The sequence below is a fragment of the Caulobacter sp. GW821-FHT09B11 genome (assembly GCF_059418205.1).
In genome coordinates, this window is sequence record NZ_JBWKPK010000033.1 from 1 (window position 1) to 16,829 (window position 16,829).

Annotated in this window: 14 protein-coding genes; 8 read left to right on the forward strand and 6 right to left on the reverse strand. The window is 69.5% G+C overall.

What is annotated here, in order from left to right; genetic code table 11:
* The first annotated feature begins 358 nt into the window (after positions 1-358).
* The gene (locus AC07N1_RS20810; protein WP_494673528.1) at positions 359-787 is read left to right on the forward strand and encodes an RrF2 family transcriptional regulator; all 429 of its coding nucleotides are present in this window, start codon (positions 359-361) and stop codon (positions 785-787) included.
* Between the two features lie 78 nt (positions 788-865).
* On the opposite strand, the gene AC07N1_RS20815 is transcribed toward AC07N1_RS20810, so the two are convergent.
* Positions 866-1,297, reverse strand: a complete 432-nt coding sequence (locus AC07N1_RS20815) for a CBS domain-containing protein (RefSeq protein WP_110120655.1) — start codon at positions 1,295-1,297, stop codon at positions 866-868.
* A gap of 227 nt (positions 1,298-1,524) precedes the next feature.
* Between AC07N1_RS20815 and hfaA the strand changes: the two genes are divergently transcribed.
* Genes hfaA through hfaD form a run of 3 tightly spaced genes read left to right on the forward strand, consistent with a single transcriptional unit; the run spans position 1,525 to position 4,136 of the window.
* A complete protein-coding gene (hfaA, locus tag AC07N1_RS20820) occupies positions 1,525-1,986 on the forward strand; it encodes a holdfast anchoring protein HfaA (protein ID WP_494673529.1) in 462 nt (153 codons plus the stop codon).
* A complete protein-coding gene (gene hfaB / locus AC07N1_RS20825) occupies positions 1,976-2,980 on the forward strand; it encodes a holdfast anchoring protein HfaB (RefSeq protein ID WP_110120657.1) in 1,005 nt (334 codons plus the stop codon). Before hfaA ends, hfaB begins: the two co-directional genes overlap by 11 nt.
* Positions 2,907-4,136 carry a holdfast anchor protein HfaD gene (hfaD, locus tag AC07N1_RS20830; protein WP_494673530.1) on the forward strand — a complete coding sequence of 410 codons (1,230 nt, stop codon included), beginning with the start codon at positions 2,907-2,909 and terminating at the stop codon, positions 4,134-4,136. Before hfaB ends, hfaD begins: the two co-directional genes overlap by 74 nt.
* 542 nt (positions 4,137-4,678) lie before the next feature.
* On the opposite strand, the gene AC07N1_RS20835 is transcribed toward hfaD, so the two are convergent.
* Entirely contained in the window at positions 4,679-5,935 is a 1,257-nt protein-coding gene (locus tag AC07N1_RS20835; protein WP_494673531.1) for a serine hydrolase domain-containing protein, read from the reverse strand.
* A gap of 216 nt (positions 5,936-6,151) precedes the next feature.
* Between AC07N1_RS20835 and AC07N1_RS20840 the strand changes: the two genes are divergently transcribed.
* A complete protein-coding gene (locus AC07N1_RS20840; RefSeq protein WP_494673532.1) occupies positions 6,152-9,094 on the forward strand; it encodes a M16 family metallopeptidase in 2,943 nt (980 codons plus the stop codon).
* A gap of 269 nt (positions 9,095-9,363) precedes the next feature.
* Here the strand turns inward: AC07N1_RS20840 and AC07N1_RS20845 are convergent, their stop codons facing one another.
* The gene (locus AC07N1_RS20845) at positions 9,364-10,278 is read right to left on the reverse strand and encodes a hypothetical protein (protein WP_494673533.1); all 915 of its coding nucleotides are present in this window, start codon (positions 10,276-10,278) and stop codon (positions 9,364-9,366) included.
* Between the two features lie 179 nt (positions 10,279-10,457).
* Between AC07N1_RS20845 and AC07N1_RS20850 the strand changes: the two genes are divergently transcribed.
* The gene (locus AC07N1_RS20850) at positions 10,458-11,003 is read left to right on the forward strand and encodes a PAS domain-containing protein (RefSeq protein ID WP_494673534.1); all 546 of its coding nucleotides are present in this window, start codon (positions 10,458-10,460) and stop codon (positions 11,001-11,003) included.
* Positions 11,004-11,132: 129 nt separating this feature from the next.
* On the opposite strand, the gene AC07N1_RS20855 is transcribed toward AC07N1_RS20850, so the two are convergent.
* The 3 genes from AC07N1_RS20855 to AC07N1_RS20865 form a co-directional block, all read right to left on the reverse strand.
* Complete coding sequence (locus AC07N1_RS20855) at positions 11,133-11,996, reverse strand: class I SAM-dependent methyltransferase (protein ID WP_494673535.1); 864 nt, start codon at positions 11,994-11,996, stop codon at positions 11,133-11,135.
* A 90-nt stretch (positions 11,997-12,086) separates the two neighbouring features.
* Positions 12,087-13,028 (reverse strand): aldo/keto reductase, encoded by a 942-nt coding sequence (locus tag AC07N1_RS20860; RefSeq protein WP_494673536.1) that lies wholly within the window; start codon positions 13,026-13,028, stop codon positions 12,087-12,089.
* Positions 13,029-13,272: 244 nt separating this feature from the next.
* On the reverse strand, positions 13,273-14,937 hold the full coding sequence (locus AC07N1_RS20865) for a choline dehydrogenase (RefSeq protein WP_494673537.1): 1,665 nt from the start codon (positions 14,935-14,937) through the stop codon (positions 13,273-13,275).
* 334 nt (positions 14,938-15,271) lie between these two features.
* On the opposite strand from AC07N1_RS20865, the gene AC07N1_RS20870 reads away from it, so the two are divergent.
* Together AC07N1_RS20870 and AC07N1_RS20875 are read left to right on the forward strand one after the other, a co-directional pair.
* Positions 15,272-16,006 (forward strand): hypothetical protein, encoded by a 735-nt coding sequence (locus tag AC07N1_RS20870; protein ID WP_494673538.1) that lies wholly within the window; start codon positions 15,272-15,274, stop codon positions 16,004-16,006.
* Between the two features lie 19 nt (positions 16,007-16,025).
* Positions 16,026-16,640 carry a DUF2272 domain-containing protein gene (locus tag AC07N1_RS20875; protein WP_494673539.1) on the forward strand — a complete coding sequence of 205 codons (615 nt, stop codon included), beginning with the start codon at positions 16,026-16,028 and terminating at the stop codon, positions 16,638-16,640.
* Positions 16,641-16,829 lie beyond the last annotated feature (189 nt).

Consider the following 16,829-nt stretch of genomic DNA (forward strand, 5'->3'; position numbering starts at 1 on the left):
AGCGCTCCCTCCCGAAGACCTAAAGGTCGTCGGCAATCCAGCTGCCCGAGTCGATTGAGGCCGCGGAACTTAGCGATCCAGCGCCGAAAATGCAAGTCGAAACCTTCATTTCCGAAGCTGCGAAGGCGTCCCCCGCGGCGAGGTGCGGCTTCTACGAGGGCCCCCGCCCGGCCGCAAGCCGATTCCGCCGCCCCCGCGCCCTTAGCTGTGGGCGGATCTGTGCATGGAACCGTGAACGGAACAGCTTGCGCGCCGGCCCGCCCTGGCTTCATAGAGCGCGCAGGGTCAGGTGCGCGCGGCTGACCCGCCCGGCGCGCTCCATCTATAGAGAGCGCCCATATAAGAAGAGGGGTCGTCGATGTTGTCCCAGAAGGCGCGCTACGCCCTGCGCGCGATGATCGAACTGGCGCGCGCCGAAGAGCAGGTCACGGCCGGCGAACTGGCCCTGCGCGCCGACGCGCCCCGCAAGTTCCTGGAAGCCATCCTGCTGGGCCTGGCCCGCCACAAGCTGGTGACCAGCCGTCGCGGCAAGTTCGGCGGCTACCTGCTGGCCCGCCCCGCCGCAGAGATAAACTTCGCCGAGGTCATCCGCCTGGTCGACGGGCCGCTGGCCCTGGCCCCCTGCGTCAGCCGCACCGCCTTCCGCCGCTGCGAGGACTGCAGCGACCTGGCGACCTGCGCCCTGCGCGAGGCCCTGCTGCGGGCGCGCGACGCCACCGCCGCCGTGCTCGAGGGCTACACCCTGGCCGACGCGGTGTCGGGCACGGGCGCCGAGCTGATCGGCTGACGCCCCTCTCCATATGTAGGGGCGCTCTTATATGAGGCGCTCCCTATAGAAGAGAGAGCGCCCCTCGTCTCCCCGGCCTCAGCCGGCGGCGATGTAGGCCTTCAGGCCGTCGGCCTCGGCCTGGGTCTCCTGGATCTTGTACTTCACCAGGTCGCCGATCGAGATGATCCCGACCAGCCGACCGCCCTTGGCCACCGGCAGGTGGCGGATGCGCCGGTCGGTCATCTTGGCCAGCAGGGCCTCGATGGTCTCGTCCGGCTGAGCGAAGATCACGTCGCGGGTCATGCAGGCCGAGATCGGCTTGGTGAGGGCGCCGGCCCCCTCCTTGGCGATCTGCCGCACGATGTCGCGCTCCGACAGTATGCCGGCGATGCTTTCGTCGGCCTCCAGCACCACCATCGCCCCGACCTTGCGGGCGTGCAGCAGGGCGGCCGCCGCGCCGACGGTTTCCTGGGGCGAGGCGGTGAACACCAGGTCGCCCTTGTCCTTCAGGATCTGAGACACCAGCAAAGCTCAATCCTCCCTTATGGTTCTTGGAGAACGAGGGTCTCGCAATCCCGCGCCCGGATCAATGGCGGAAGACGTCCAAGGGACGAAGCCGCGTCCGATTGGCCGCCCCAACCGCCGCGCGGTGCGCGTTTAACCAATTCTGGATACCTTGGCGCCTAGGATTGGCGTGTCCGGTTTTGGCACGGGGGTTGCTTGCGATCCCCTGGCAGACAGTCTCGGAGCCCGTCATGGCCTCAAATAAGAACAAAAAGCCCCTCGTCCGGGCCTGCGGCGCGGCTCTCGCCGTCGCCGGTGTCCTGATCGGGGCCAGCGTTCCGGCCTTCGCCCAGAGCGTCAGCACCAATTCGGCCTCGTACAACGCCGGCTACGGCCGAACCGCGGGGCAGGAAAACCAGATCGTCGACTATTCGACCCGCGACGCCAACGGCAACCGCGTCATCGTCGACGGCGTCATGCTGACCGGCGCCGACCAGAGCGTCTATTCGAGCCGCAGTTCATCGGGCTCGCTCGACAGCTATTCGGGCGTCGGCAGCCTGGGCGGCTACGCCGGCTCGACCGCGATCGGCAACAACCTGACGGTCATCACCCAGGGCAGCAACAACGTCGTGATCGTCAACTCCAAGCAGGTCAACAACGGCAACATCAGCGCCGGCGCATCGACCAACGGCGGTGTCTCCAATGGCAACTAAGCGGATCCTCCTGCTGGTGGCCGCGGCCTGCTCGGCGCTAAGCGCCTGCGGCGGCGGCGTGCCCAAGCGCCTGGACGCGGGCAACTACGCCCGCCCGATCGGCACCGCGCCCGTCACGGCCAACCCGACCCCCTATTCGACGGCGCTGAACTGCCTGGCCAGCTACGCCCGGCAGAACCGCGTCGCCGCCCCGCGCATCGCCGTGGGCCGCATCGCCGACTACACCGGCAAGGAAGAGTCCGACGGTTCGGGCCGCAAGGTCACCCAGGGCGCCTCGCTGATGGCCATGACCGCCTTCGCCAAGGCCGGCATGCCGATGGTCGAGCGCTTCGACACCTCGGTCTCCGAGCTCGAACTGAAGTACGCCAACAACAAGCTGATCTCCGACCGCCCGGCCCCGACGCCGGACGCCCCGGCCGACTATCGCAAGATCGTCGCCGGCCAGGTCGCGGGCTCGGACTTCTATCTCGTCGGCGGCGTCACCGAGCTGAACTACAACATCCATTCGGCGGGCGCCGACCTCTACGGCGGCGATCTCGACAGCGACGGCCTGAAGGCCAACTTCAAGCGCCGCCTGTTCGTGATGAACATCGCCATGGACCTGCGCCTGATCAACAGCCGCACCCTGGTGGTGGAAGACGTCATCTCCTACCAGAAGCAGGTGATCGGCCGCGAAGTCAGCGCCGGCATCTTCGCCTTCGCCAACAACAACGTCTTCGACCTGTCGGGCGGCAAGGGCGCGCTGGAGCCGGTGCAGCTGGCCGTGCGCTCGCTGATCGAGCGCTCGGTCGTCGAGATGAGCGCCAATCTCTACGGCATGCCCGGTCCCCAGAGCTGCCTGCAGTCGGATCCGTTCGGCGCCGACACCGTCGGCGTCACGGGCGCCTACACGCCCGCCTACAACAACCTGGGAACCAACAATGCGCAGACCCGCGAAGATCCGTCTCGCTGGAACGATCGCAGCGATCCCTCTGTGCGTCGCGGTCGCTACTAGCGTCGCCTTCGCCCAAGGCCAGGTTCTCAACAACCAGGTCAATCTGGGCGAGGTCTTCACCGAGCAGACCCTCAACGTCGTCACCGTCGAGGAGGGCGTCAGCGCCACGACCACCGCCGCCGGCAACAGCGTCGGCATCGGCGGCGAGCGCGCCGACGTCAGCGCCACCTCGAACCAGGTGAACTCCGGCTCGGTCTACGGCCACGGCGTGGTCAACGCCTCGGGGTCGATGGGCGCGTCCAGCGACGTCACCACCGTGGCGACCGGCAACAACGGCTCGGTCGACATGACCGAGGCGACCTATTCCGGCTTCACGGTCCAGACGAACAGCGGCGCGGTCACCGCCCGCGGCCAGGTCGAGGGCGAGACCGCCCAGGCCGGCGACCTGACCATGGCCACCCAGGCGATGGGCAACGCCCAAGGCGTCTATCTCGACAACGGTTCGGCCGGGGCCCGCATCAGCCAGGCCAATTCCGGCGACGTCCTGGCCGACGGCGGGGCGATCGTCCAGTACGTCAGCGGCGCGTCCACCGTGGCCGGCGCGGCGGCGGGCAACAGCATCGCGGTCGGCGGCTACAACCAGTCGGCCGCCCGGGTGATCGCCGACCAGGGCAACACCTCCGACCTCGTCCAGGCCAGCAAGTTCACCGCCTACGGCAACAGCTACCTGACCAGCACGGCGACCACCGCCGTCGCCAACGACCTGTCGGCCAGCAACACCGGCCCGCTGCTGGACGTGGCCAACCACCAGTACAACACCGCCTATGTGCGCTCGCAGGCCGAAACCAGCTCGTATCTCTACGGCTCGGCCCAGGCCAGCGCCAACGGCGTGGGCAACAACGCCGTGGTCGGCAACACCGGCGCGGCCCTCGTGCTCGACAACATCCAGACCAACGACGGCGGCGGGGTGGAAGTGATCGCCAGCGCCGCCGGCGACACCGGCTACGACATCGGCGCCAGCGCCACGGCGGCCGGCAACTCGGTCACCGGCTATGTATGCAGCCAGTGCGGCGGCTCGATGAGCGTCTCCAACACCCAGTCCAACAGCGCCGACGTCTCGGCCCGCTCGACCACCAGCGTCACGGGCTCGGCCCGCTCGGTGACGGGCGCGGCCAGCGCCACGGGCAACAACGCGGCGTTCTACATCCGGAACTGACGCCTCTCTGCTCCTCCTTCGCTTTAGCGGGGGAGGTGGCGCGCTGCGGATACGCAGCGCGACGGAGGGGGCGAGACTGGGCTCGGCCCCTCCCCCGTAAAATCCCCGCGAAAGCGGGGACCCAGGTGTTTTATCGTCGAGCGCCGCGCGTTTCAGAAAAAGCCTGGGTCCCCGCTTTCGCGGGGACTTTACGGATGTTGGGTTGAGCTGAGGGGGATAGAGCGCCGCCGCCTGGGAAGCCGGCAGCCAAACGACCGCGCGGAGCGCACGGCTTCGTCGAAACGGTAACAACACAAAGCACCTTCGGGCGTCGCCCGGGCGCTCCGCTCTCCTTCGATCAACTCGCAGCGAAAGCGCGGGGCCATAAACCCGTTCCCTCTCCCCTTGCGGGAGAGGGTGGCCTGCGAAGCAGGTCGGGTGAGGGGTCTCTCAGACCTCAAAGCCGCGTGCGGCGGTCAGGCCGGGTGGAGCGTCTCACATCTGAGAGACCCCTCATCCGACGGCCTTCGGCCGCCACCTTCTCCCGCAAGGGGAGAAGGACCTTATTGCCCGTAGACCGCGTCCCGCAGTTCGCGCGTCACCTGGCCGTTCATGCCTTCGAAGGCGGTGTTGGTCAGCAGCACCACGGTCAGCTTCGCCTTGGGATCGACGAACCAGTTGTGGCCATAGACCCCGCCCCAGGCCAGCGTGCCGACGCCTTGCGGGGTCTTGGCCACGGCCGGATCGTCGAGCACGGCCCAGCCGTAGCCGAAGCCCCAGCCGGGGCCTTGGGTGGCGGCCTTGATCCCCGCCTGGTCGGTGGTCATCAGCTTCACGCTGGCCGGCTTGAGCACCGGCCCGCCGCCGGTGCGCACGGCCTCCAGCAGGGCCAGCACGTCGCCGGCCGTGCCGACCATCCCCGCCCCGCCCGAGGGGAAGGCCGCCGGGTCGGTGGCGCGGCTGGGGGCCATGCGCACGGCGGTGGCGCCCAGAGAGACGTCCTGGTTATCGGTCATCCGGGTGGGAGCCGGGCTGGCGTTGGCGTAGGGGGTGGCCAGGCGGGCCGGGTCGGCGGCCTGGAAGCCGGCGTCCTTCAGGCCCAGCGGCCCGGTAACGGTGCGCTCGACCACCTGCGGCAGCGGATGGCCGTCGGCCTTCTCGGCCACCAGCCCCAGCACGTCGATGGCCAGGGAATAGCGCCAGGCGCTGCCCGGCGCGAAGGCCAGCGGCCCCTTGCCGATGCGGGCGACGTTCTCGTCCAGGCTCAGGCCCGAGATGTCGAGCCCGTCCGAGACGCCCAGCTTGTGATACGGGTGCTCGGCCGTCTCCGACAGACCGTAGGTCAGGCCCGCCGTGTGGTCGAGCAGCTGGCCGATGGTGATGGTCGGCGTGGAGCCGTCGGCCAGGGCCGGCTTGAAGTCGGGCAGCCATTTGGTCACCGGATCGGCCAGCGACAGCTTGCCCTCCTCGACCAGCCGCATGATCGCCACGCTGACGAACGGCTTGGTCACCGAAGCCAGGCGGAACACGGCGTCTTCGCGCATCGGCGCGGCCGCCTCGCGGTCGGCCAGGCCCACGGCCCGGTGGTAGACGAGCTTGCCGTCACGGGCGACCAGCGCCACCGCGCCAACCAGCCGCTGTTCGGCCACGGCGCGGTCGAGGACGGCGTCGATACGGGCGGCCAGGGCGACGTCCTGGACCTGCGCGACCGCCGCCGGCTTGCCCTCGGCCCGGACCTGGGCCTGGACCATCGCCGGCGCGCCCGCCAGCACCGCCCAAATCGCCAGGGGGGCCGCAACGCCCGCAAGCCATCGACGCATTTCGCTGCTCCCTCGCCGCCGGACGCCCGGCCTTCCTACGGAGTGGGATGCGGCCGCGCCTTGCGCAAGTCCAGGCGCGCGAGTTTCCCACAGGCTTGCGGCCCGATGTTGCAAACTGGAAGTCGCCCCGGCCCAATCCGCCGCCGCACGGCCTTGCTTGCGCCACGCGCGCCGCCCAAGTTGAGCTTCGACATCTTCCGCAATCGATCGGTAGCCATGATATCCGTCTCGCGCCTGGCGCTCGTCGTCTCCGCCGGCCTGGCGCTCACCGCCTGCTCCACCCTGCCTTCAGTTCTGCCCGGTTCGAGCAAGAAGGCCACCGCCCCGACCTCGGCGCCCGCCGCCGCCGCGCCGGCCGCGCCCACGGCGCCGGTCGCACCGGCCAAGACCTCGGGTCCGCAGTTCTCCGACCTCAAGCCCGGCCAGTGGCCGCACGAGATCTCCGACGTCGCCGTCGATCCGGCCATCCGCTTCGGCGTGCTGCCCAACGGCGTGCGTTACGCCCTGCGCAAGAACGCCACCCCGCCCGGCCAGGCGGCGCTTCGGCTGTGGTTCGACGCCGGCTCGCTGATGGAGGCCGACGACCAGCAGGGCCTGGCCCACTTCCTCGAGCACATGGCCTTCAACGGTTCGAAGAACGTGCCCGAAGGCGAGATGGTCAAGATCCTCGAGCGCCGGGGCCTGGCCTTCGGGGCCGACACCAACGCCTCGACCAGCTTCGACGAGACGACCTACACCCTCGACCTGCCCAAGACCGACGACGGCACGGTCGACGACGCCATGATGCTGCTGCGCGAGGCGGCCGGCGAGCTGACCATCGACCCCGCCGCCGTCGACCGCGAGCGCGGCGTGGTGCTGTCGGAGGAGCGCACCCGCGACACCCCCGGCTACCGCGTCTTCAAGCAGGGCTTCGCCTTCAACCTGCAAGGCCAGCGCCCGCCCGAGCGCCTGCCGATCGGCACGACCGACGTCATCTCCACCGCCCCGGCCCAGCGCATCCGCGACTTCTACCAGGCCTGGTACCGGCCCGAGAACGCGGTGTTCGTGGCCGTCGGCGACTTCGACCTCGACGCCATGGAGGCCAAGATCAAGGCCCGCTTCGGCGACTGGAAGGCCGTGGGCGAGCCGGGCAAGCGTCCCGACCTGGGCGCGGTGGCCCAGCGCGGCCTGACCGCCAAGGTCATCGTCGAGCCGGGCTCGGGCGAGTCTGTGCAGATCGGCTGGGCGCAACCGGCCGACCAGCGGATCGAGACCAAGGCCACCGACCGCGAATACATGCTGGAATCCCTGGGCATGGCGGTGCTGAACCGCCGCCTGCGCGCCCTGGCCCGCGGCGAGACCCCGCCGTTCATCTCGGCCGGCGCCCTGCGCAACGACCAGTACCACGCCGTCCAGATCAACGGCCTGTTCGCCCAGGTGAAGCCGGGCGACTGGAAGACCGCCCTGCAGGTGCTCGACCAGGAACAGCGCCGCCTCGTGCAGTTCGGCGTGCGCCAGGACGAGCTCGACCGCGAGATCACCGCCATGCGCGCGGGCTACACCGCCGCCGCCGCCGGCGAGGCCACCCAGCGCACCCCGGCCCTGGCCGGCGCCATCGTCGGCAGCCTGGGCGACCGCGAGGTGGTGACCAGCCCCTCGCAGAACCTCGCCGCCTTCGAGGCCCTGACCAAGGACCTCAAGGCCGACGCGGTCTCGACCGCCGTGCGCGCGCTGTTCGCCGGCCAGGGTCCGCTGATCGTGCTGCCGACCCCGACCGCCATCGAGGGCGGCGAGGCCACGGTCACCGCCGCCTATACGGACTCGACCAAGACGCCGGTCGCCCCGCCGGCCGCGCCGGTGGCCACGACCTGGCCCTATGCGGTGTTCGGTCCGACCGGCAAGCCGGTGGAGCAGAAGGACGTTGCCGACCTCGACACCGTCTTCGTCCGCTTCGAGAACGGCGTGCGCCTGACGGTCAAGCCGACCAAGTTCCGCGACGACCAGATCCTGGTGAAGGCCCGCATCGGCAACGGCCTGCTCGACCTGTCGAAGGCCGGCCAGAGCCCGCTGTGGTCGGCCTCGTCGATGATCGAGGGCGGCCTCAAGCAGATCACCGCCCAGGACATGGAGCAGGTGCTGACCGGCAAGGTCTGGAACGCGGGCTTGGGCGTCGAGGACGACGCCTTCGTGCTCAGCGGCCGCACCCGTCCCGAGGACTTGTCGACCGAGATGCAGGTTCTGGCGGCCTATGCCTCCGACGCCGGCTGGCGGTCAGAGGCCTTCAACCGCATCAAGACCTATTACGGCACGATCCACGACCAGCTCGAGCGCACCAACAGCGGCGTCGTCGGCCGCGACCTGGCCGGGCTGATGCACCCGAACGACGGCCGCTGGACCTTCCCCAGCCGCCAGGACATCGCCGCCGGCTCGATCGACCAGCTGAAGGCCGCCGTCGGCGGCCCGCTGTCGAGCGGCCAGATCGAGGTGGTCGTCGTCGGCGACACCACGGTCGACAAGGCCGTCGCCGCCGTGGCCGAGACCTTCGGGGCCCTGCCCGTCCGCAGCGGCGCGGCCGCCCCGGCGGAGGCCAAGCAGATCGGCTTCCCCGCCCCGTCCAAGACCCCGGTGATCCGCACCCACAAGGGCCGCGCCGACCAGGGCCTGCTGTTCATGGCCTGGAAGACCGACGACCTGTTCAGCGACCTGCAGCGCTCGCGCAACATCCAGGTCCTGGCCCAGGTGATGCAGTTGCGGCTGATCGACGAACTGCGCGAAAAGCAGGGCGCGACCTATTCGCCCTCGGTCTCGGCCACGGCCAACGCCACCTTCCCCGGCTGGGGGTATCTGGGCCTGTCGGTCGAGGTCCCGCCGGAAAAGCTCGACCAGGTGGTGGCCAGCGTCCGCAAGATCGCCGCCGACCTGCGCGACAAGCCTGTCGGCGCCGACGAGCTGGAACGCGCCAAGCTGCCGCGCATCGACCAGCTGGAAAAGGCCCGCGAGACCAACGAGTACTGGCTGGGCGCGCTCTCGGGCGCACAGACCGACCCGCGCCTGCTCGACGCCACCCGCTCGGTGATCGCCGGCCTGCAACGCGTCTCCGCCGCCGACGTCCAGAAAGCCGCCCGCGCCTTCCTGTCCGACGACAAGAGCTGGACCTTCGAGGTCAAGCCGGAGAAGTGATCCTCCCCCTCTGGGGGAGGTGGCCCGAAGGGCCGGAGGGGGGCCGTTTTCAGCTTCCGCCCACCTTGCTCCTCCCCCGTGCAACGGGGGAGGTGGCGCGCTGCGGATACGCAGCGTGACGGAGGGGCCGAGGGACAGAGCGCCGAGCCCAGTCTCGCCCCCTCCACCGCTTCGCGGTCCCCCCTCCCCCGCAAGCGGGTGAGGAGAAAAGAAAAAGGCCTCCGCTCTTTCGAACGGAGGCCTTTGTCGTTTCGAACCGCGTCAGGCGATCAGTAGACCACCCCGCCGACGCCGCCATCAAGGCTGAGGCTCATGCCCGACGACCGCGTCTCACGCACCGTCTCCTCACGATAGGCGGTGTAGGTCTCGGTGGTCAGGATGGTCAGGATCTTCACGCCGGCGCCGTAGCGGCGCAGCAGCGAGCGCTCGTTGCAGTCGCGGGCCGGGCGCTGCGGACGGCAGACCAGGGTCCCGCCCTCGCCGCCTTGGCCGCCGCGAATACCGGGCGTGTGATAGAGCGCCTCGTTCTTCTGGCAGATGTAGGTCTGGGCGCCGCGGCCGCCGGTGCTGACGTCGATCGTGCTGTCGTACTCGCCGATCACGTACTGCATGCGGCTGCCGGCGATGCAGCGATAGAGCTCGCCGTCATAGAGGTCGTCGATGTCGCGGTCGGGCGTGACCTGCGAGGCCGGGTGCGGGATGTCCTTGTCGTCCAGGCAGACGGCGCGGACGACGACGCGCTTGAACTTGGTGCGGGTGGCTTCATAGGCCGTGCGGCGGGCGGTCTCGCCGCCGATCACGTTGAGGCCGTCGATATAGCCGGTGGGCTGCGGGCCCGAATAGTAGCCGCCGTGCGCGCCGCCGCCGTAATAGACGGTCGAGCTGGCGCCCGCGCCGGCCCCGGCGCTGCTGCCGGCCGAGGCGGTGGCCGAAGCGCTGGCGTTGACGTTGACGTTCACATTGACCGAGGTCTTGCCGCCTCCGCCGCCGTTGCAGCCGCCGTTGCAGCCGCTCGGCGGCTTGGGCGGGCGCGGGGGCGCCGGCGGCGGGGTGCAGCAGCTTGGAGGCGTGGTCGTGCAGCCGCTGTTGCACTGGGCGTAGGCGACGCCGCCCACGAAGAGTCCGGCCATGGCCGCCCCGATGGCGATCCACAGCTTGGACACGGTCAGTTTCGGCGCCGTCATGGCGTCTCCCCTTCACACAGCGTGCGTCTTCCAGCCGGTTCACCAGCAAGAAGCGCGCCATGGACCCGCCGCGCCTCGACTCTGTGCCAAGACGATACGACGGGGCCCCTGGCCCGGTTCTCCTAGCAAGCCCCATGCGGTCGATCTGGACCGCGAAGTGGACCCGCCAGGGGACGACGATGTTCCATCCAAGCACGGAACGGTTGATAGACTATTGGCGAACCCAGGCCGGCGCCGCGCGCATGCCGGCGCGCGCCGATGTCGATCCGGGCGATTTCCTCGATATTCTGGCCCAGGTCTTCATCCTGGGACGCTCGGGCGGCCGCTATCCATTCCGCCTGACCGGCGGCTTCGTGGCCGACCTGCACGCCCGCGACCTGCGCGGCGAAGACTCGCTGTCGCTCTGGGCGCTGTCGCACCGGCTGGAGGTGAAGTCGGCCCTGGAGGTCGCCCGCCGCCGGGCCGAGCCCGTCGTCATCACCGCCGACATCCGCGCCCACGGCGTCGCCTCGGTCGGCATGGAGGTGCTGCTGGCCCCGATGACCGGCGCCGGCGGCGAGGTCGACCGGTTCCTGGGCCTCTACCAGCCGATCGCCATGATGCAGCGCCTGATGGGCCGTCCGGCCTACGAACTGGGCGTCCGCCGGATCCAGGCGCTCGGCCCCAACAACGCCGAGGCCCCGCGCCTGCGGCTGGCCAGCCTCGACGGCCGGCTGATCGCCTGAGAAAAGTTTCCTCCCGAACTCTGGAGCGGGAGGCTTGCGTCGCACTGCCGGGTGCGACGCCGAAGGGACGGAGGGGGACGCTCGGGAGAGCGCCTCGCGGCGGGAGCGCCCCCTCCTCCCGGATTTTACCTAGGCCTCGCCGTTGCGGGCGGTGACGATCCAGCCCGCGCCGTCGATCACCACCGACCGTTCTTCGGCCTTGGCCGCGAAGGCTTCGCGCACCGCGATCTTGGCTTCTTCCACCACCGCCTTGGCCTGGTCGGCCAGGGCGCGGGTCAGCGGGCCGACCTGGAAGGCCAGGTCCACCGCATCGACGATCGCCGCCTCGCGCGTCTGGCCTTCGCCGAAGACGATCCGATGGTCGGCCGGCGTCAGCGCCACATCCACGAAGCCGGCTTCGCCCAGGATCCGCTCCACCCGCGCCCGGTCGCCGAACGAGAACGGTCCCGGAGCCTCGGGCGGCGGCGCGGCCGGCGGGCCGACGATCGGGGCGATGGCCTTCAGCGGCAGGCGCACCCAGTCGTTCTCGCCCGCCCCGCGCCAGCAGACGAAGGCCAGCCGACCGTTCGGCTTCAGCGCCCGGCGCATGTGGGTGAAGGCCTGCGCCGGATCGTCGAAGAACATCACCCCGAACCGCGAGAACAGCAGGTCGAACTGCGCCACCGGCAGCAGCGCCCGGCTGGCGTCGGCCACCTGGAACCGGGCGTTCGGCCGGTCCTCGCCCAGCTCGCGGGCCCGCGCGACCAGCGGTTCGGAAACATCGACGCCCAGCACGCCGCCCTTGGCCCCGACCAGGGCCGCCAGCGCCAGGCTGCCCGCCCCCGCGCCGCAGCCTATGTCGAGCACCTGCTCGCCCGACGCCGGCGCGGCGGCGGCGACCGCCGCCCGGCCATAGGCGTCGAGCATCCGGTCGAGCCGGGCCTGGTTGGCGACCCAGCGCTCGCCGGTGCGCCCGTTCCAGTCGGCGATCTGGTGGACATTGCGCTCGGTCATGGCGGGGCCTCAGTTAAGAATTGATCTCAACAAGCTGTAGCCCCGCCGCACGGTCCTGTCGACTGCCCCCCGTCGAATGCCCCTGTTCGACTACCGCCCTGCCGCGTCCAGCGCCGCGATCACCTCGGGCGGCAGGGTCAGGCGGGCGCCGGCCAGCAGCTCCTCCAGTTGCTCGACGCTGGTGGCGCTGGCGATCGGGGCGGTGATGGCCGGGTGGGCGACGATCCAGGCCAGGGCGATCTGGGCGGGGCTGGCGCCGGTCGCCTCGGCCGCCTGATCCAGCGCGGCCAGGATGCGCAAGCCCTTGTCGTTCAGATAGCCCTTCACCGTCCGCCCGCGCGCGCGCCCTTCGAGGTCGGCCTCGCTGCGGTACTTGCCGGTCAGGAAGCCTGCGGCCAGGCCGTAGAACGGGATGATCCCGACGCCTTCCCGGGTCGTGAGGTCCGCCAGCGGCCCCTCGACCTCGTCGCGGTCGTAGAGATTGAACTTCGGCTGGATCGACTCGTAGCGGACCAGCCCCTTGTCGGCCGAGGTCTTCAGCGAGGCCTCCAGGCGCTCGGGCGTGAAGTTCGAGGCTCCGATCGCCCGCACCTTGCCGGCCTTCACCAGCCGGTCGAAGGCCTCCAGCGTCTCGTCGAGGGGCGTGGCCGCGTCGTCCTCGTGCGACTGGTAGAGGTCTACATAGTCGGTGTTCAGCCGGCGCAGCGAGTCTTCCAGCGCCGCGACGATGTTGGCGGCCGAAAGGCCGGGGCGCTTGGGCCACTTGGCCACCTTGGTCAGGATCTTGATGCGGTCGCGCTTTCCGCCGGCCGCCAGCCAGCGGCCGATCGTCGCCTCGGACTCGCCGCCCTCGTGCCCCGGAACCCAGGCCGAATAGACGTCGGCCGTATCGACCGCGTCGAAGCCGCCGTCGACGAAGGCGTCGAGCAGCCGGTGCGACGTCGTCTCGTCGGCCGTCCAGCCGAAGACGTTGCCGCCGAACACCAGCGGGGCGATCGAGAGGCCGGAGCGGCCGAGGGGGCGTTGGCTCATGAAGCAGGTCCTATTGGGATACGGCCGTGACTGTGGGCGGCTTCACCCGCCCTCGCCCAATCAAACTTTGAAATAAGGCCTATTGGGCGCGGGCGTCGGATCTATCCGAAACCGCACTTCGCCTCTCCTCCCAACCCGTAAAACCCCCGCGAAAACGGGGGCCCAGGTGTTTTATCGTCAAGCGCCGCGCGTTTCAGAAAAAGCCTGGCTCCCCGCTTTCGCGGGGATTTTACGGGTGAAGAGGTCAAGCCGCCGCCGCGGCCGCCCCGTCGAACACCGGCGCGTCCTGCGGCGCCAGCGTCGCCTTGCCCCGCAGCAGATCCGCAGCCCGCTCGGCGATCATGATCGTCGGCGCATTGGTGTTGCCGCCGATCAGGGTCGGCATCACCGAGGCGTCGATCACCCGCAGGCCCGAAAGGCCCTGCACCCGCAGTTGGTCGTCGACCACCGCCAGCGGATCGCCGGCCGCGCCCATCCGGCAGGTGCCGACCGGGTGATAGATCGTTTCCGACTTGGCGCGGATCCAGGCGTCGATCTCGGCGTCGCTCTTTACGCCGGCGCCCGGCGCGTACTCGCTGTCGCGATAGGGATCCAGCGCCGCCTGGGCGGCGACGTCGCGGCCGATCCGCACGCCCTCGCGCATGGCCCGGCGGTCCTCCTCGGCGGCCAGGTAGTTGGCCAGGATCGTCGGATCGTCGAACGGGTCGGCCGACCGCAGCCCCACCGAGCCCCGGCTCTCGGGCCGCAGCTGACAGATGTGCAGGGTGAAGCCGTCCTTCTCGACCACCACCTTGCCGTGGTCCTGCATGATCGCCAGCACGGCGTGGATCTGCAGGTCGGGCCGGTCGAGATCGGGCCGCGAGCGCAGGAAGGCGCCCGACTCCAGGAAGTTCTGCCGCCCGATGCCCTTGCCCATCAGCAGGTACGACAAGCCGACGCCCAGCTTGTTCAGCCCCTTGTTGGCCGAATAGGCGGTCTTCAGCCCCTTGGTCGTCCACGACAGGCAGACGTCCAGGTGATCCTGCAGGTTCTGGCCGACCCCGCGCGACTCGTGGACCGTCGCGATCCCGTGCGCCTTGAGCGTTTCCGGGTCGCCGATCCCCGAAAGTTGCAGAATTTGCGGAGACTGCACCGCGCCGGCGCTCAGCAGCACCTCGGCGTCGGCGTGCGCGACCGCCGTCTGGCCGCCCTTGCCTGCGACATATTCGACACCGATCGCCCGGCCTTTCTCGACCAGGATCCGCGTCGTGCGGGCCTCGGTGATGCAGGTCAGGTTCGGCCGCGCCAGGGCGCCCGCGAGGTAGGCGGCCGCCGCGCTCCAGCGCTTGCCGTCGCGGATGGTCAGGTCGTAGGGGCCGAAGCCCTCCTGCTGGAAGCCGTTGAAATCCTTGGTCACCGGATGGCCCGCCTGGCGGCCGGCCTCGATCACCGCCTTGTAGAACGGGCTGTCGGACTCGCCGGCCGAGACGTGCAGCGGCCCGTCGCCGCCGTGATAGTCGCAACCCCCGCCGTGGAAGGTTTCCGAGCGCTTGAAGTAGGGCAGCACCTCGGCATAGGACCAGCCCGACAGGCCCATCTGCCGCCACTGGTCGTAGTCTCGGGCGTGGCCGCGGATATAGATCATGCCGTTGATCGCCGAGCTGCCGCCCAGGCCCCGGCCGCGCGGCCACCACAGGCGGCGACCGTCCAGGTGCGGCTCCGGATCGGTCCAGAAGCCCCAGTTGCTCTCGCCCTTGGCCTTGATCAGCTCGCCCACGCCGGCGGGCATGCGCACCAGCACCGAACCGTTCCTGCCGCCGGCTTCCAGCAGCAGCACCTTCACCGCCGGATCCTCGCTCAGCCGCGCGGCCAGCACGCAGCCCGCCGAGCCGGCGCCGATGATGACGTAGTCGTAGCGCGTGCCCGACATGGCGTCCCTCCCACAATGTTATCGTTGTTAAGACAGAGAGTGACCCGGCCCGGCGACGGCGGCAAGAGGGCATGCGCGCACCGTTGCAGCTTGAAGCTGTCCTCGACCACGGCCCAGGCTTGCCCATCCGCGCGCGACGCCCTCCCGCCGAACTCGGCGCAAGCGAGCCATGGACTCAAAAACAACTGAAGGTGTATATTCGCAAAGCGAAGCTAGTTTGCTTGCCGGGGGGCTCGATGAACATTCGCCTGATCGCGCCCTCCTGATTGCGTCTCGTGGCGAGACGTCCGCCTCCGGGCCGGACGCGCGTCTGGCGACCACTCGGAGCAGGCCCATGGACGAAACGCAGAAAGCCAAACTTCTCCAGATCGTTCAGGGCGCCAAGATCAGGAGCCGTGACTGGCCGCAGCGCGGCGTGGCGAAGGTCGGCTATTATCGCGGCATGGCGTTTTCCTTCGTGCGAGCCTACTGCAAGCTCAAGGCGCACGATCCAGTGGCGGTGGAGATCGCCAAGGCCGACACGGGCCGGCCGCAGAAGGACGCGCTTTCGCACTACGCGACCCAGTTCGCCCAGCTCGGCATGAGCAACGCCACGGCCGGGGCGGACACGCTGCGACACGTCTTCGTACTGCTGCTGGGCCTCGGCATGCGGGAAAGCTCGGGACAGTATTGTGAAGGTCGCGACATGTCGGCCGACAACGTCCAGGGCGAGACCGCCGAAGCCGGCCTGTTCCAGTGCAGCTACAACCTGCACGAGGCCAGCCCCCTGCTCGACGGCCTGTTCACGGCCTATGCCGGCAAGACCGATTTCGCAGAGCACTTCAGCAGCGGCGTCACCTGCTCGCCGGCCTCGTGGAAAAACTGGGGCCAGGGCGTCGGCCTGGAGTTCCAGAAGCTGACCAAGGCCTGCCCTGCCTTCGCGGTCGAATTCGCCGCCGTCGGCCTGCGCAACAATCGCAAGCATTGGGGTCCGATCAACAGCCACGCCGCCGAACTGCGGACCGACAGCAACGCCTTCTTCAAGCAGGTTCAGGACTTCATCGACGCCGAAGGCGTCGATGCGGCCTGACGGAACAGGGAGCACGATCATGGGAGCACTGGCTGATAACCTGGTCGAGGCCGCGCTCGGCGAATGGGAAATCTTCGGCGGATCGGTGAGAACCATCGACAACCACTGGAACGTCGTCGGCGAGGAAGCACGGGAGCCCTATCGCAGTCACATCAGCCAATATTGGGCAGCGGTCGGCCAGCCGACCTGGGACGGCGCGACGGACCAGCCCTGGTCCGGCGCCTTCATTTCATGGTGCTTCGGCAAGGCGGGCGTCGATGGCGCCTTCGACGCCAAGCACTCGGTCTATATCGACCGGATACGCCGTCACAGGCACATGCCCCAGGAACTGGTCCTCACCTCGCCCCAGGCGGCGACCCTGGAGCCTGGCGACCTGCTGTGGAACGGCCGGGACAAGGCCTATCCCGTACACGATCTCGACTCCGCGATCGCGCTGCTGAAGGCCGAAACCTTCTTCAAGAGCCACGTCGACATCGTGGTCTCGGTCGAGGGCGACGTCTGCACCAGCATTGGCGGCAACGTGTCGGACAAGGATCCGGGCGGATCCGTGACGCGCTCCACCTGGCGTCTGCGGCAGGGCCGCATCGCCGATCCCCGGAAGACCTGGATCGGCGTCGTCAAGAACGGCCTCTGAACGCCGGTCTCGCCGTAGGCCGCAGACAGCCGTCCGCGCGCGATGTCGGTCAAATCGCCGCACCTTTCGTCGATCGAGACCCCGCGGCCCGCAGGAGTTCGGGGAATGAACCGGCCCCGCGCTCCTTCAATGCGGAAAATACGAGGACCCCGCGCGCCGACGCCGCGGCTTCGACGGTCGGCGGCGGCG

Bases quoted from the DNA above. Each gene is read 5' to 3' on its own strand.
- AC07N1_RS20855 (WP_494673535.1), bottom strand. From the start codon at position 11,996: ATGACCGAGCGCAATGTCCACCAGATCGCCGACTGGAACGGGCGCACC.
- AC07N1_RS20845 (WP_494673533.1), bottom strand. From the start codon at position 10,278: ATGACGGCGCCGAAACTGACCGTGTCCAAGCTGTGGATCGCCATCGGG.
- AC07N1_RS20875 (WP_494673539.1), top strand. From the start codon at position 16,026: ATGGGAGCACTGGCTGATAACCTGGTCGAGGCCGCGCTCGGCGAATGG.
- AC07N1_RS20865 (WP_494673537.1), bottom strand. From the start codon at position 14,937: ATGTCGGGCACGCGCTACGACTACGTCATCATCGGCGCCGGCTCGGCG.
- hfaB (WP_110120657.1), top strand. From the start codon at position 1,976: ATGGCAACTAAGCGGATCCTCCTGCTGGTGGCCGCGGCCTGCTCGGCG.
- AC07N1_RS20860 (WP_494673536.1), bottom strand. From the start codon at position 13,028: ATGAGCCAACGCCCCCTCGGCCGCTCCGGCCTCTCGATCGCCCCGCTG.
- AC07N1_RS20840 (WP_494673532.1), top strand. From the start codon at position 6,152: ATGATATCCGTCTCGCGCCTGGCGCTCGTCGTCTCCGCCGGCCTGGCG.
- AC07N1_RS20835 (WP_494673531.1), bottom strand. From the start codon at position 5,935: ATGCGTCGATGGCTTGCGGGCGTTGCGGCCCCCCTGGCGATTTGGGCG.
- AC07N1_RS20810 (WP_494673528.1), top strand. From the start codon at position 359: ATGTTGTCCCAGAAGGCGCGCTACGCCCTGCGCGCGATGATCGAACTG.
- AC07N1_RS20850 (WP_494673534.1), top strand. From the start codon at position 10,458: ATGTTCCATCCAAGCACGGAACGGTTGATAGACTATTGGCGAACCCAG.
- hfaD (WP_494673530.1), top strand. From the start codon at position 2,907: ATGCGCAGACCCGCGAAGATCCGTCTCGCTGGAACGATCGCAGCGATC.
- hfaA (WP_494673529.1), top strand. From the start codon at position 1,525: ATGGCCTCAAATAAGAACAAAAAGCCCCTCGTCCGGGCCTGCGGCGCG.
- AC07N1_RS20870 (WP_494673538.1), top strand. From the start codon at position 15,272: ATGGACGAAACGCAGAAAGCCAAACTTCTCCAGATCGTTCAGGGCGCC.